Annotated in this window: 13 protein-coding genes; 8 read left to right on the forward strand and 5 right to left on the reverse strand. The window is 45.5% G+C overall.

The features are described from left to right. The 3 genes from fldA to ZX61_RS21335 all read right to left on the reverse strand — a co-directional run bounded on the left by fldA (position 1) and on the right by ZX61_RS21335 (position 1,658). Positions 1–534 (reverse strand): flavodoxin FldA, encoded by a 534-nt coding sequence (gene fldA, locus ZX61_RS21325; RefSeq protein ID WP_049846594.1) that lies wholly within the window; start codon positions 532–534, stop codon positions 1–3. A gap of 44 nt (positions 535–578) precedes the next feature. Beyond that, positions 579–800 (reverse strand): DUF2788 domain-containing protein, encoded by a 222-nt coding sequence (locus ZX61_RS21330; RefSeq protein WP_049846595.1) that lies wholly within the window; start codon positions 798–800, stop codon positions 579–581. A 93-nt stretch (positions 801–893) separates the two neighbouring features. Further along, positions 894–1,658 carry an alpha/beta fold hydrolase gene (locus ZX61_RS21335; RefSeq protein WP_049846596.1) on the reverse strand — a complete coding sequence of 255 codons (765 nt, stop codon included), beginning with the start codon at positions 1,656–1,658 and terminating at the stop codon, positions 894–896. A 92-nt stretch (positions 1,659–1,750) separates the two neighbouring features. Here ZX61_RS21335 and seqA point away from each other — a divergent pair, with 92 nt between their 5' ends. Both seqA and pgm read left to right on the forward strand, forming a co-directional pair. Next, positions 1,751–2,290: a replication initiation negative regulator SeqA gene (gene seqA, locus ZX61_RS21340; protein ID WP_049846597.1), complete on the forward strand. Its 540-nt coding sequence runs from the start codon at positions 1,751–1,753 to the stop codon at positions 2,288–2,290. 90 nt (positions 2,291–2,380) lie between these two features. Further along, the gene (gene pgm, locus ZX61_RS21345; protein ID WP_049846598.1) at positions 2,381–4,027 is read left to right on the forward strand and encodes a phosphoglucomutase (alpha-D-glucose-1,6-bisphosphate-dependent); all 1,647 of its coding nucleotides are present in this window, start codon (positions 2,381–2,383) and stop codon (positions 4,025–4,027) included. 239 nt (positions 4,028–4,266) lie between these two features. Here pgm and ZX61_RS21350 read toward each other — a convergent pair whose 3' ends face one another. Then, complete coding sequence (locus ZX61_RS21350; protein WP_049846599.1) at positions 4,267–5,016, reverse strand: DUF1853 family protein; 750 nt, start codon at positions 5,014–5,016, stop codon at positions 4,267–4,269. Between the two features lie 123 nt (positions 5,017–5,139). On the opposite strand from ZX61_RS21350, the gene ZX61_RS21355 reads away from it, so the two are divergent. Further along, complete coding sequence (locus ZX61_RS21355; RefSeq protein ID WP_049846997.1) at positions 5,140–5,898, forward strand: Nif3-like dinuclear metal center hexameric protein; 759 nt, start codon at positions 5,140–5,142, stop codon at positions 5,896–5,898. A gap of 388 nt (positions 5,899–6,286) precedes the next feature. Here ZX61_RS21355 and ZX61_RS21365 read toward each other — a convergent pair whose 3' ends face one another. Then, positions 6,287–7,576: a citrate synthase gene (locus ZX61_RS21365; RefSeq protein WP_049846601.1), complete on the reverse strand. Its 1,290-nt coding sequence runs from the start codon at positions 7,574–7,576 to the stop codon at positions 6,287–6,289. Between the two features lie 395 nt (positions 7,577–7,971). Here ZX61_RS21365 and sdhC point away from each other — a divergent pair, with 395 nt between their 5' ends. The 5 genes from sdhC to sucA all read left to right on the forward strand — a co-directional run bounded on the left by sdhC (position 7,972) and on the right by sucA (position 14,116). Continuing rightward, positions 7,972–8,364 (forward strand): succinate dehydrogenase cytochrome b556 subunit, encoded by a 393-nt coding sequence (gene sdhC / locus ZX61_RS21370; RefSeq protein ID WP_049846602.1) that lies wholly within the window; start codon positions 7,972–7,974, stop codon positions 8,362–8,364. Beyond that, a complete protein-coding gene (gene sdhD, locus ZX61_RS21375; RefSeq protein ID WP_049846603.1) occupies positions 8,358–8,702 on the forward strand; it encodes a succinate dehydrogenase, hydrophobic membrane anchor protein in 345 nt (114 codons plus the stop codon). The genes sdhC and sdhD overlap by 7 nt, the downstream gene beginning before the upstream one ends. Beyond that, on the forward strand, positions 8,703–10,469 hold the full coding sequence (sdhA, locus tag ZX61_RS21380; protein ID WP_049846604.1) for a succinate dehydrogenase flavoprotein subunit: 1,767 nt from the start codon (positions 8,703–8,705) through the stop codon (positions 10,467–10,469). An 18-nt stretch (positions 10,470–10,487) separates the two neighbouring features. After that, the gene (locus ZX61_RS21385; RefSeq protein ID WP_049846605.1) at positions 10,488–11,198 is read left to right on the forward strand and encodes a succinate dehydrogenase iron-sulfur subunit; all 711 of its coding nucleotides are present in this window, start codon (positions 10,488–10,490) and stop codon (positions 11,196–11,198) included. Positions 11,199–11,290: 92 nt separating this feature from the next. Further along, positions 11,291–14,116, forward strand: coding sequence for a 2-oxoglutarate dehydrogenase E1 component (gene sucA, locus ZX61_RS21390; RefSeq protein WP_049846606.1), 2,826 nt, complete (start codon positions 11,291–11,293; stop codon positions 14,114–14,116). Positions 14,117–14,125: the final 9 nt, after the last annotated feature.

A 14,125-nucleotide genomic window follows, 5' to 3' on the forward strand; every position in this document is an offset into this window, starting at 1 on the left:
CTAGTCTTCTAGTTCTGCTAGGCACATCTCTTCGTGAATTTGTTTACACCAACTGTTGACACGCTCTTCAGTAAGTTCTGGTTGGCGGTCTTCATCGATACATAGACCAACGAATTGGCTCTCATCGCCTTCAACTAGGCCTTTAGAAGCTTCAAACTCATAGCCTTCAGTTGAAGTGTAGCCAAGGATAGTACCACCTTTCGCTTCAACGATGTCACGAACTGTACCCATAGCATCACAGAAGTACTCTGCGTAGTCTTCTTGGTCGCCACAGCCGAAGATTGCCACTAGCTTAGTCGAAAAATCGATTTGCTCTAGTTCTGGGAAAAAATCATCCCAGTCACATTGCGCTTCGCCATAGTACCAAGTTGGGATACCAAGAAGCAGAAGATCGAAGTTATCAATATCTTCTTTGCTGCTTTTAGCGATATCTTGAACGTGAACCAGTTGTTTACCTAGTTGCTTTTGAATCATCTTTGCAACAGCTTCAGTGTTACCTGTGTCGCTACCAAAGAAGATGCCTACACTTGCCATAGATTCGTTACCTTTACTAATTTCTGTTGTGGGCTCGGTTGATATCAGCCGATACCACCACCTTCCCAGCTAATCTGAATAATGCCTTTGGCGATAAACCCAGCACAGCCAAGGAATAGGACTAACCATACAATGCGACGACCGAAAGGGGGAACATTACCCGCTTTTAAGACATCTTTTATCGCCATACCGATAAAGAAAAAGATAGACGCGAAAAGCAGATCGAGACCAATTGACTCGAGCATATTCATGTAGTCGTAGAGCATGGAATCCCTTTATGCCAAATTACTTGCGCCGCACTATACCACTGTTACCTGATAAAGTTAACGGGCATCGCACAACTGATCTCTCATTCTGTTTTAAGCAATGAATTTGCGAATCGCACGTAATACTTCAGCTGGCTTTTCGGCATGTAACCAATGGCCGGTATTGGCGATAACATGGGCTTTGGCATTACTGAACTGTTGTTGAACTTGACTCTGGTGCTCCGCGGTTAAGTAATCGGAATCGCCACCTTTGATAAACAGAGTAGGCGTAGAAATTGTCTCAATAGTTTGCCAACCAAGAATTTCCCAATAGTTGTCCCATAAGCTTTCAACATTAAACCGCCACGCCAAATGTTCACCTGTGTTATACAAAGATTTACCGAGAAACTGGCGAACTCCTTCTAGTTCGATATGCTCGGCCAAAATGTTTAGTGCTTGCTTACGCTGGGTTGGCTTTTGCTCGATGACGGCTTTGAGTCCATTGAATACATTGTCATGTCGACTTTCTGTGTAGCGAACAGGTGCCATATCCAAAACAAGCAGTTTATGCATCTGATCTTGGGCAATTTCTGCCAATTTCATTGCTACTTTGCCACCCATGGAGTGGCCGACCACAGTGTAGTTAGGAAGGTTTAGGTGTTGCAGCACTGCATAGACATCTTGCGCCATTAATGGATAGCTATGTTCATCACTCTGAAAGGAGAGGCCATGGTTGCGCAGGTCAATACTCAGTACTTGATGATCCTCTTTTAGATCGCGAGCAAGTAAACCTAAGTTGTCTAAATTACCAAACAACCCATGGATCAATACAATGGTGTGACCCTCACCTTCGAGTTTGTAGTTGAGCAGATGTGACATTTTATTCTATTCGTGACAGGTAAACCGTAGAGTCTCTTTAAAGATCTCGCTATAATCCCCCAGAGTTTAAACATAGAGATTGTGAAAAGCGAATGAAAACAATTGAGGTTGATGAGGATCTATACCGTTACATCGCAAGTCAAACCCAGCATATTGGTGAGAGTGCTTCAGACATTTTACGTCGTCTTTTGATGACGCAAGCAGAAGAGTGTGCAACCAAACCGCAGGTAGTGGCGCAACCAAAGGGTGTAGTGGTTAGCAAAGATGCAATACAAGAACAAGCTGTAGACAGTGTTAAAGAGATGCGTTCATTACTTATCTCTGACGAATTTGCTGGCCTTAAAAAAGCAATTGACCGCTTTATGCTGGTTCTCTCTACACTGCATCGCATTAACCCGAATGATTTTTCAGAAGCAACTCAGGTTAAAGGTCGTAAGCGTGTTTACTTCGCTGATAATGAGCAGACGCTACTGGCGAATGGTAATACAACTAAGCCGAAGTCGATTCCTGGTTCACCATTTTGGGTTATTACCAATAACAACACTAGCCGCAAGAGGCAGATGGTTGACCAACTGATGGCGAGAATGAATTTTCCAGCAGACCTTATTGAGAAAGTGACTAACTCGATCTAGAGAATTCTGATAGAAACCTCATAATGCACAACTCAGTTAACGTATTATGAGGTTTTTTTGTGTCTAAATATTTTTAAGAAAGGATGTCAAATGGCTATGCACCCACGAGCGGGACAAAAAGCTCAACAGCAAGACCTGCATAATATACCAGCCCTCGTCGCAAATTATTTTCTTCTTCAACCTGACTCTTCCAATCCAGACCATAAAGTAGAATTTGGTACTTCTGGTCACCGTGGTAGTTCAGACAAGTCTACGTTCAATGAACACCATATTTTAGCGATTACTCAAGCTGTTGCGGAAGTTCGTGCAGAAAAAGGCACAACAGGCCCACTGTTTGTTGGTAAAGATACTCATGCGTTATCTGAGCCAGCATTTTCAACAGTTGTAGAAGTGCTTGTCGCCAATGGTGTGCAAGTGATTGTTCAGCAAGACAATGGTTATACGCCAACGCCGGGTGTTTCTCACGCTATTTTGACTTACAACTTGAAACATCAAGACAAAGCAGACGGCATTGTTATCACGCCTTCGCATAACCCACCGCAAGATGGCGGTATAAAATACAACCCAACTCATGGTGGCCCTGCTGAAGGTGAATTAACTCAAGCGATCCAAGATCGCGCTAACCTACTGATTGCAGAAGGCTTACAAGGTGTGAAACGCATGCCGCTAGGTGATGCGAAATCATCTGAGTTATTTGACGAGCGTGATTTGGTGAAGCCTTATATTGATGACCTAGTTAATGTTATCGACATGGAAGCGATCCAAAAAGCAGATCTTAAAATTGGCGTGGATCCGCTAGGCGGTAGCGGCATAGACTATTGGCGCCAAATCGGTGCTGCTTATAATCTAGATCTGACTTTGGTTAGTGAAGCAATTGACCCATCATTCCAGTTTATGTCGTTAGATAAAGATGGCGTCGTTCGTATGGACTGTTCATCTCCGTATGCAATGGCTGGGTTGCTAGCTCTTAAAGATGAGTATGATCTAGCATTTGGTAATGATCCAGATTATGACCGCCACGGTATCGTTACACCAAAAGGGCTAATGAACCCTAACCATTTCCTAGCAGTATGTATTGATTATCTGTACCGTCACCGCGAAGGTTGGGGCAAAGACGTTGCTGTTGGTAAGACACTGGTATCAAGTGCGCTGATTGACCGTGTAGTCTCTGACCTTGGTCGCGAACTTTGTGAAGTGCCAGTTGGCTTCAAATGGTTTGTTGATGGTCTTTATGAGGGTAAATTCGGCTTTGGTGGTGAAGAGTCTGCGGGCGCTTCAATCTTACGTAAAGACGGTACACCTTGGTCAACTGACAAAGATGGCATCATCTTATGTCTGCTAGCCGCTGAAATTACTGCTGTAACAGGTAAGAACCCACAAGAATACTACGAAGAGCTAGCGGCGAAGCACGGTGCGTCTGAGTACAACCGTATTCAAGCGGTGGCAAATGGCCCGCAAAAAGCAGTGTTGTCTAAGCTTTCTGCTGAAATGGTAACGGCAGAGATGCTAGCAGGTGAAGCTATTACTGCTCGCTTGACACATGCTCCGGGCAATGGCGCTGCGATTGGTGGTCTAAAAGTCACTACTGAAAACGGCTGGTTTGCTGCGCGTCCATCGGGCACTGAAGATATCTATAAGATCTATTGTGAGAGCTTTAAAGGTGCCGAGCACTTAAAGCAGATTGAAGCAGAAGCGCAAGAGATCGTGAATCAGGTATTTGCAGACGCAGGTCTCTAATTTCGACGACTAAGTGTTGCATCAAGGGCTGACAAGTTGTCAGCCCTTTTAATTGAGACTCGGGAACGGACTTCGTCCTATGGAGAACGGGATCGGGCTTCACCCTGCGAGAGGAATATTTGTCATTCCTTAGACCGAAGAATGAGGGAGTAAGGAATCTCTTTGGTATTGCGTCTGTTATAAGAGATCCCCAACTCGCTCGTGCCTCACTCTTGAGGATGACGCTTATCGTGTATTTATTAGTTCGGCCAACTATCCGGCACAACAAACCAAAATTGACCACCTTTGGTCTGAGCATGGACGAACCTTCCATTAGGTTTATCGATAGGGTTGGTGAACTCTTCTAGTCCGATGGCCCAAAGTGGCTTTTCGAGTTCATAAAGTGGCTCACCAATTTGTGTCCACTGGCTTTGATAGCACCAGTATCCAGTAATTTGGCTTTGATTGAGGGGCAGCCCTAAACATTCTTGAGGAATTGTTTCTGGTGAGAAGGGGTTTATATACAACCTTCCTTGAATCAATAGGTGCTCTGTAAGGTTACCATATTGAGGGTATTGCTCAAGAAACTCATCAGTCGAGCTCATTTTTAGCTGGTGGGAAAGCATTCTGGCTAGTTTTTTATCGAGCTGATCATGAGCATTTGGTCCATACCAAACTCCACCACGTAAAAGGTAGAACTTAATCGCGACTTCCCAGTGTTCATTTTGCTGTGACGTAAGGTTATGTAGGATCAGATCAATCGCTCCTAAGGTTTGACCTGATGCCTTATTGATTTGAATCTCTTCTTCGAGCAGCGAATATTTTGAACTATTGCTGATGAGCTCAGTGCATAGGTGCTGGTAGATGAATCCTAATCGAGGGTTTCCCTGATAGTGATCTTGTTTTAGAGGAGTGATATTCAGCGCTTTGACATCGACAAACGGCGGCGTCAGATTAAATAGCGATGGAGTCTCATGGACCCAATGATAAAAACGTTGTAAAGCGTTCATCCTTAAACCTATATCTGCTTGAACGCCACTATTGTAGCTAGGTGCTGGTAAGGTTGCTATGGTTCGAATACACTTTGCACAGCAAGATAAAGCAGTAATGAAAGCAATGAGATGGAAGCTGTCATGAACAACATACGATTAGAAAAGATCCTTAACGAGAAACTCTCTCCACAACTCATTAAAGACTATGCACCTAACGGCTTGCAGGTTGAAGGTAAAGAGCTGATTAAAAAGGTCGTTACCGGTGTGACGGCTTCACAAGCCTTAATTGATAAAGCGGTGGAGCTCAACGCTGATGCACTTTTGGTTCATCACGGCTATTTTTGGAAAGGTGAACCTGAGCCAATCCGAGGAATGAAAGGCAAGCGCATCCGTACTCTGATCAAGAACGACGTAAACTTATTGGGGTACCACCTACCACTAGATATCCACCCTGAACTGGGTAATAACGCTGAACTGGCACGTTTGTTAGAAATAGACGTTGAAGGTGGTCTTGAAGGTCATCCGCAATCTGTCGCGATGTTTGGTCGACTAAAAACACCAATGACAGGTGTTGAGTTCGCCAGCAAGATTAATCAAGTACTCGCTCGCGAGCCACTGCACATTGCGCCAGATAATGCCGATAAGATGATTGAAACAGTCGGTTGGTGTACTGGTGGTGGTCAGGACTTTATTGAATTGGCAGCGAGACACGGTTTAGATGCGTTTATTTCGGGTGAGATCTCAGAACGCACTACTTATTCTGCTCGTGAGCAAGACATTCACTACTTTGCAGCTGGGCACCACGCGACTGAGCGCTACGGAATCAAAGCACTAGGCGAGTGGCTAGCCACTGAACATGGCCTAGATGTTGAGTTTATTGATATCGATAATCCGGTTTAGGTAGAGCTGAAACGGGCTGCGCCCTATGGAACGCTTCGCTTCGAGATCGGGCTTCGCCCTGCGAGAGAAAGATTTGCCTTAAGAATTTCCAACGAACTTGTTCCTCGGTCTTGAAGGTAACAATAATAAAAACAGAGGGTTGACAATAAGTGTCAACCCTCAAACATTTCTCCAGCTCTCCAGCTCTCCAGCTCTCCAGCTCTCCAGCTCTCCAGCTCTCCAGCTCTCCAGCTCTCCAGTTTTCCGTAGGACGCAGTCCGTTCCGAAATCCCGCATCCATCTTCTCCCAAATAAAAAGGGCTGACGTTTTCACGTCAGCCCTTAATATTTTTCGATTCTCGATTCTCGATTCTCGATTCTCGATTCTCGATTCTCGATTCTCTAACGCTTACTCCCGCTCATGTAGAGGTGAGAATTCACGCTGTACTTCACCAGTGTATAGCTGACGAGGACGACCGATACGGTTTAGTGGGTCGCTGTGCATTTCGTTCCAGTGTGCAATCCAGCCGATCGTACGAGATAGAGCGAAGATCACTGTAAACATTGAAACTGGGATGCCGATTGCTTTAAGAATGATACCTGAGTAGAAGTCTACATTCGGGTATAGTTTCTTAGACACGAAGTATTCGTCAGAAAGCGCGATACGCTCAAGTTCCATAGCAACGTCTAGCAGTGGATCTTTGATTTTTAGCTCTTTAAGCACTTCGTGACAGGTTTCACGCATAACGGTAGCGCGAGGATCGTAGTTTTTGTATACGCGATGACCAAAGCCCATTAGGCGGAATGGGTCATCTTTATCTTTTGCGCGTGCAACGTACTCAGGAATGTTGTCAACACTACCAATCTCTTCAAGCATTTTTAGACAGGCTTCATTTGCACCGCCATGAGCTGGGCCCCATAGAGATGCGATACCCGCTGCAATACATGCAAATGGGTTAGCACCAGAAGAACCCGCCAGACGAACAGTTGAAGTGGAAGCGTTCTGTTCGTGGTCTGCGTGTAGCGTAAAGATCTTATCCATAGCGCGAGCAACAACAGGGTTTACTTCATACTCTTCACATGGGTTTGCGAACATCATGTGAAGGAAGTTCTCGGCGTAGCTCAGGTCATTACGTGGGTAAATGAAAGGCTGACCAATAGAGTACTTGTAACACATCGCCGCAAGAGTTGGCATTTTCGACAGTAGTCGGTATGCCGTGATTTCACGGTGTGTGTCATTATGAATATCGAGTGAATCGTGGTAGAACGCAGCCAATGCGCCAACTACACCACACATTACAGCCATTGGGTGAGCATCACGACGGAAGCCGTGGAAGAAACTCGCAATCTGCTCATGGACCATAGTGTGACGAGTAACGGTTGTTTTAAACTGCTCGTATTGTTCACGTGTTGGGGCTTCACCGTAAAGAAGGATGTAACATACTTCTAAGTAATCAGCGTTGTTCGCCAACTGATCAATTGGGTAACCGCGGTGCAGCAGAATACCTTTGCCGCCGTCGATGTAGGTGATTTGAGATTCACAAGATGCAGTGGCAAGAAAACCTGGGTCAAAAGTAAAAAATCCTTTTGCGCCCAGTGTACGAACATCAATCACAGGAGTGCCTAGTGCACTTTCCATAATTGGCAGCTCGATAGGTGCTTGGCCTTCGACATGAAGGGTAGCTTTCTTATCTGCCATAACAATCTCCTTTGTTTATTATTTAATCCGTCCAGGATGTTTGTGTGCCATTTTTGTACGTGTGATCGTTATCAAAGTCAATTTTTCTCATCTGATGTGTGCACTTGTTATGATTTTTTGAACGTATAAGATGAAAAATCTGGTCTGTGTAGCAAAAATTGTTACATCAATTGTATTAGAATGTTGCCAGCCGTATAGTGGCGCAGTAAATTTTGGTGGAAACCTTATAAATTCAAGGCTTGAAAGAAATGTGAGGTGAAATTTCAATCCTTGTTGTTAACAAATGTTTTACAAAATACTCCGGCAATTGTTGCAGTCTTGTGTTAAATAAATGTTAAGTTTTGTAGGTTTGCAATCAAAATTCGTTCATAACTATAAATGCTCAATGGAGCTGAGTGAGCAAGCCCGTGAAAGAAAGAAAGTCAAGACCTGTTAATTTAGATTTACAGACCATTCGCTTTCCGATCACTGCAATCGCATCCATCTTACACCGCGTATCTGGTGTAATTACGTTTGTCGCAATCGGAATTCTGCTTTGGTTACTATCCATTTCTCTATCCTCCCCAATCGGCTACGCACAAGCTGTTGACCTAGTCGATGGTTTCTTTGTGAAGTTTATCTTATGGGGCATCCTAACGGCTTTGGCCTATCACATTGCAGGTGGCATTCGTCACTTATTAATGGATTTAGGTCATTTTGAAGAGCTGGAATCTGGTGCAATGAGCGCTAAGGTTGCATTCGCAGCAACAGCCGTTCTGTCTCTACTTGCGGGGGTTATGGTATGGTAAAACACATTTCATCTTTTGGTCGTAATGGTGTACACGATTTCTTATTAATCCGTGCTACTGCAATCATTATGACGCTTTACACTATCTATCTGGTGAGCTTTTGCGCTTTCACAGATATTTCTTACGTATCTTGGACCCAGTTCTTTGGTGGCACATTCACTAAAGTGTTTACTATGCTGGCGCTACTGTCTGTTCTTATCCACGCTTGGATTGGTCTATGGCAGGTACTGACTGATTACATCAAGTGCGCCAAGCTCCGTGGTGGCCTACAGCTAGGAATTATTGCTGTTCTATTTGGTTACTTCTTCTCTGGTCTATTTATTCTGTGGGGTGCGTAAGTGTCTATTCCAGTTCGCGAATTTGATGCCGTAGTAATCGGCGCTGGTGGTGCAGGCATGCGCGCTGCACTGCAAATTTCTGAGCAAGGTCTTTCTTGCGCGTTGCTTTCTAAAGTATTTCCAACACGTTCACATACTGTTTCTGCTCAAGGTGGTATTACGGTTGCGCTAGGTAATGCGCATGAAGACCACTGGGAACAGCATATGTACGATACAGTCAAAGGCTCTGACTACATTGGCGACCAAGATGCTATCGAATACATGTGTAAGAACGGTCCTGAGTCTGTAATTGAGCTAGAGAAAATGGGGCTTCCTTTCTCTCGCTTTGACAACGGCAGCATTTATCAACGTCCGTTTGGTGGCCAATCAAAGAATTTTGGTGGAGAGCAAGCGGCACGTACTGCGGCGGCGGCAGACCGTACTGGTCACGCACTTCTGCATACTCTGTACCAGCAAAACATTAAGCATAAAACGACGGTATTCTCAGAGTGGTATGCACTCGACATCGTAAAAAATGAAGATGGTGTTGTTTTAGGTTGTACTGCGCTTTGTATGGAAACAGGCGAAGTCTGTTACTTCAAATCGAAAGCGACCATTCTTGCAACAGGTGGTGCGGGTCGTATTTACGCATCCACAACTAACGCACACATCAACACGGGTGATGGCGTTGGTATGGCACTGCGTGCCGGCGTTCCAATGCAAGATATGGAAATGTGGCAGTTCCACCCAACGGGGATTGCTGGTGCAGGTGTACTTGTAACGGAAGGTTGTCGTGGTGAGGGTGGTTATCTTCTCAATAAAGACGGCGAACGATTCATGGAGCGTTACGCTCCTAATGCTAAAGATTTGGCGGGTCGTGATGTTGTTGCTCGCTCGATGATGATTGAAATCCGTGAAGGTCGTGGTTGCGATGGTCCATGGGGGCCACACATTAAATTGAAGCTAGATCACCTAGGTAAAGAGACACTAGAGTCTCGTCTTCCAGGTGTTTGTGAACTGTCTCGAACATTTGCTCACGTTGATCCAGTGAAAGAGCCAATTCCAGTAATCCCTACTTGTCACTACATGATGGGTGGTATTCCGACTCAGGTTTCTGGTCAAGCGATTAAGCAAGACGAGAGCGGTGCTGATGTTGAAGTTCAAGGTCTATTTGCTTGTGGTGAAATTGCTTCTGTATCGGTTCACGGTGCGAATCGTCTAGGTGGTAACTCACTACTAGACTTGGTGGTATTTGGTCGTGCAACAGGTCTACACCTAGGTGAGACTCTCGCTAAGCAAGCGGAGGCTAAGCCCGCAACTGATGAAGATATTGAGCGTTCTCTTGAGCGTTACAATCGTTGGGAGAACAGCACTGAAGGTGAAGACCCTGCGCAAATTCGTAAAGATCTGCAACAATGTATGCAGAACAACTTCTCGGTATTCCGTGAAGGCGATGCAATGGCAAAAGGTTTAGAAGAGCTAAAAGTGATTCGTGAGCGTTTGAAAAACGCACACCTTGCAGATAAATCAACAGAGTTTAACACTCAGCGTATTGAGTGTCTTGAGCTAGAAAACTTGATGGAAACGGCATTCGCAACAGCTGTAGCAGCAAACTACCGTACAGAAAGTCGTGGTGCTCATGCTCGCTTTGATTTCCCGGATCGTGACGATGCACAGTGGTTATGCCACTCGATCTATAACCCGGATACAGAGGCGATGTCTAAGCGTGATGTGAATATGGAACCGATTCACCGTGAAGCGTTTCCACCAAAAGCACGTACGTACTAAGGAAAGGAGGGCATAATTATGAAACTGAATTTCTCTTTGTACCGCTACAATCCAGATGCTGATCAAAAGCCATACATGAAGGACTACACGCTAGAAGTGGAAGAAGGATCAGACATGATGCTTCTTGATGCGTTGATTCTGTTAAAAGAACAAGATCCTACCATCTCATTCCGTCGTTCCTGCCGTGAAGGTGTGTGTGGCTCTGATGGCCTTAATATGAATGGTAAGAATGGGTTAGCTTGTATTACACCACTTTCTGCATTGAGCGGTGACAAAATAGTTATCCGTCCACTGCCTGGTTTGCCAGTTGTACGTGACCTTATCGTTGACATGACGCAGTTCTACGACAACTATGCGAAAGTTAAGCCGTTCTTGATTGATGATGGCGCGCTTCCACCATCTCGCGAAAACTTACAAACGCCAGATGAGCGTGCGCATTTAGATGGTTTGTATGAATGTATCATGTGTGCATGTTGTACTACTTCATGTCCATCATTCTGGTGGAACCCTGACAAATTTATCGGTCCTGCTGGCCTGCTTGCTGCCTACCGCTGGCTAATTGATAGCCGCGATACTGCGACAGATGAACGTTTGTCAAATCTTGATGATGCATTTAGCGTTTTCCGTTGCCATGGCATCATGAATTGTGTAAGTGTTTGTCCTAAGGGACTAAACCCGACGAAAGCAATTGGTCATATTAAGACTATGCTTGTTAACCGTTCGGTTTAATTAACAAAAAATTGCCGACCCATTTCGGGTCGGCTCTTAATAGCTCGGCGTAAGACCGCAGCAAACGTGAAAACTACTGGTTAAGGGAAAATATGCACAACGGCGTGATGAAGGCGTGGCTCGAGTCTTCACACTTGGCTGGCGCCAATGCAACGTATGTAGAGGACCTCTACGAACTGTATCTAAGTGACCCCGATCTGGTAAGTGAGGAGTGGAAACGTGTTTTTGAGGGCTTACCTAAGCCTTCAGATGAAGTGGTGGAACAACCCCACTCACGTGTCCGTGACTACTTCCGACGACTCGCTCAAGAAACAAAGCATTACAATGTCCAAGTTAGTGATCCTGATGTCGACGCTAAACAGGTAAAAGTACTTCAATTAATCAATGCTTACCGCTTTCGTGGTCACGAAGCGGCACAGCTTGACCCTCTAGGTCTATGGCTACGCCCACCTGTGGCGGAGTTAGATCCTGCATTCCACAATCTTACCGAAGACGATTTAGAAGAAACTTTCAACGTAGGCTCTTTTGCTATAGGCAAAGAGACAATGCAACTGAAAGACATTCACTCGTCACTGAACAAAATTTACTGTGGCTCTATTGGTGCTGAATACATGCACATGACTGATACTGAGCAGAAACGTTGGATCCAGCAGCGTCTAGAGTCAGTGGTCGGTCAACCGTCATTTAGCAAAGAAGAAAAACAAGAATTTCTTGAAGAGCTGACAGCTGCGGAAGGTCTTGAGCGTTACCTAGGTGCAAAATTCCCAGGGGCTAAACGTTTCTCTCTAGAAGGTGGCGATGCTCTGATCCCAATGACAAAAGAGTTGATTCGTCATGCGGGTAAGAGCGGCATGCGTGAGGTGGTTATCGGGATGGCTCACCGCGGACGTTTGAACATGTTGGTCAACGTTCTTGGTAAAAAGCCTCAAGATTTGTTTGATGAGTTTGCGGGTAAACACGACGAAACATGGGGAACGGGGGACGTTAAGTATCACCAAGGCTTCTCTGCGGACTTCGCCACACCAGGCGGGGATGTTCACTTAGCGCTCGCGTTCAACCCGTCTCACCTTGAAATAGTTAATCCTGTTGTTATCGGTTCAGTGCGCGCACGTCAAGACCGCCTAGGTGATAGCGAAGGTAACACCGTTCTGCCTATTACTATTCACGGTGACTCTGCGATAGCAGGTCAGGGTGTAGTTGCTGAAACATTTAACATGTCACAAGCACGGGGTTTCAGCGTAGGTGGTACAGTTCGTATCGTTGTAAACAACCAAGTTGGTTTTACAACGTCTAACCCGAGCGATACACGCTCTACCATGTACTGTACTGATATCGCCAAGATGGTTCAGGCTCCTATCTTCCACGTAAATGCCGACGACCCAGAAGCGGTTGCTTTTGTCACTCGCATCGCATTGGATTATCGTAATGAGTTCAAACGTGATGTGGTTATCGATCTGGTTTGTTACCGCCGTCATGGCCACAATGAAGCCGACGAGCCGAACGCAACACAGCCTTTGATGTACCAAAAGATCAAGAAACACCCAACACCACGTAAGCTATATGCTGACGTGCTGATTGAGCGTGGTGACTTTGGTATCGAGACAGCGACCCAATATGTCAATGAGTACCGTGACGCATTAGATCGTGGTGAAGTTGTGGTTAAAGAGTGGCGTCCAATGGCACTGCATTCAGTTGACTGGTCTCCCTACCTGGGGCACGACTGGGATACAGAGTGGGACAACCAGTTTGATACTCAACGTTTGCTAGAACTTGGTCAACGTCTGTGTACTTACCCTGAAAGCCATAAGCTGCAAAGTCGTGTAAATAAGCTTTATAACGATCGAAAAGCCATGCTCAGTGGTGAAAAAGCGATTGACTGGGGTATGGCTGAGACATTGGCTTACGCAACAATTGTTGATGATGGTAAACGCATTCGTATTTCCGGTCAGGACTCAGGTCGTGGTACTTTCTTCCACCGTCACTCCGTACTGCATAACCAGAATGATGCGAGCACTTTTGTTCCGCTTGCGAATATTCACGATAAGCAAGGGCCATTTGAAGTTTTCGATTCTGTGTTATCTGAAGAAGCAGTGTTGGCATTTGAATATGGTTACGCAACTGCAGAGCCAAGCGGCTTAACCCTATGGGAAGCGCAGTTTGGTGATTTTGCCAACGGAGCCCAAGTGGTCATCGACCAGTTTATCTCATCAGGTGAGCAAAAATGGGCACGTCTATGTGGCCTGACTATGCTTCTGCCGCATGGTTATGAAGGTCAAGGCCCAGAGCACTCATCAGCTCGCTTAGAGCGCTACCTACAGCTTTGTGCTGAGCAAAATATGCAGGTGGTTGTACCTTCTACACCAGCTCAGGTTTACCACATGATTCGTCGCCAGGTTGTAAGACCAATGCGTCGTCCTCTCGTGGTGATGTCTCCTAAATCGCTTTTGCGTCACCCGCTGTGTACTTCAACAATTGAAGAGCTAGCAGAAGGTACATTCCAAGCGGCAATTGGTGAGATTGACAACCTTGAAGCAGCTAAAGTGAAACGTGTGGTCTTCTGTTCAGGTAAGGTTTACTTCGATCTGTTGGAGCAGCGTCGTAACAATGAGCAAGAAGATGTGGTGATAGTTCGTATTGAGCAGCTATACCCATTCCCTCTGGAAGAAGTAAAAGCCGCAATCGAGCAATACACAAACGTAGAAGATTACGTTTGGTGTCAAGAAGAGCCTCAAAACCAAGGCGCTTGGTACTCTAGCCAACACAACTTCCGTGCTGCGATTCCAGCCGGCGCTGATCTGAAGTATGCAGGTCGTCCAGCTTCAGCATCGCCAGCAGTAGGTTACATGTCAGTACACTTGAAACAACAAAAAGCGCTAGTTGATGATGCGCTTAACGTGAATAAAAAAACTTCGAACTAAGAACTAGAA

Origin of the sequence: Vibrio sp. VPAP30 (assembly GCF_001188205.1) — a bacterium.
GTDB lineage: Bacteria > Pseudomonadota > Gammaproteobacteria > Enterobacterales > Vibrionaceae > Vibrio > Vibrio bivalvicida.

What these genes read in the sequence shown, in the direction of transcription:
- pgm (WP_049846598.1), top strand. Translation starts at nt 2,381, where the DNA reads ATGGCTATGCACCCACGAGCGGGACAAAAAGCTCAACAGCAAGACCTG.
- ZX61_RS21335 (WP_049846596.1), bottom strand. Translation starts at nt 1,658, where the DNA reads ATGTCACATCTGCTCAACTACAAACTCGAAGGTGAGGGTCACACCATT.
- sdhD (WP_049846603.1), top strand. Translation starts at nt 8,358, where the DNA reads ATGGTAAAACACATTTCATCTTTTGGTCGTAATGGTGTACACGATTTC.
- ZX61_RS21385 (WP_049846605.1), top strand. Translation starts at nt 10,488, where the DNA reads ATGAAACTGAATTTCTCTTTGTACCGCTACAATCCAGATGCTGATCAA.
- sucA (WP_049846606.1), top strand. Translation starts at nt 11,291, where the DNA reads ATGCACAACGGCGTGATGAAGGCGTGGCTCGAGTCTTCACACTTGGCT.
- seqA (WP_049846597.1), top strand. Translation starts at nt 1,751, where the DNA reads ATGAAAACAATTGAGGTTGATGAGGATCTATACCGTTACATCGCAAGT.
- fldA (WP_049846594.1), bottom strand. Translation starts at nt 534, where the DNA reads ATGGCAAGTGTAGGCATCTTCTTTGGTAGCGACACAGGTAACACTGAA.
- ZX61_RS21365 (WP_049846601.1), bottom strand. Translation starts at nt 7,576, where the DNA reads ATGGCAGATAAGAAAGCTACCCTTCATGTCGAAGGCCAAGCACCTATC.
- ZX61_RS21330 (WP_049846595.1), bottom strand. Translation starts at nt 800, where the DNA reads ATGCTCTACGACTACATGAATATGCTCGAGTCAATTGGTCTCGATCTG.
- ZX61_RS21350 (WP_049846599.1), bottom strand. Translation starts at nt 5,016, where the DNA reads ATGAACGCTTTACAACGTTTTTATCATTGGGTCCATGAGACTCCATCG.
- ZX61_RS21355 (WP_049846997.1), top strand. Translation starts at nt 5,140, where the DNA reads ATGAACAACATACGATTAGAAAAGATCCTTAACGAGAAACTCTCTCCA.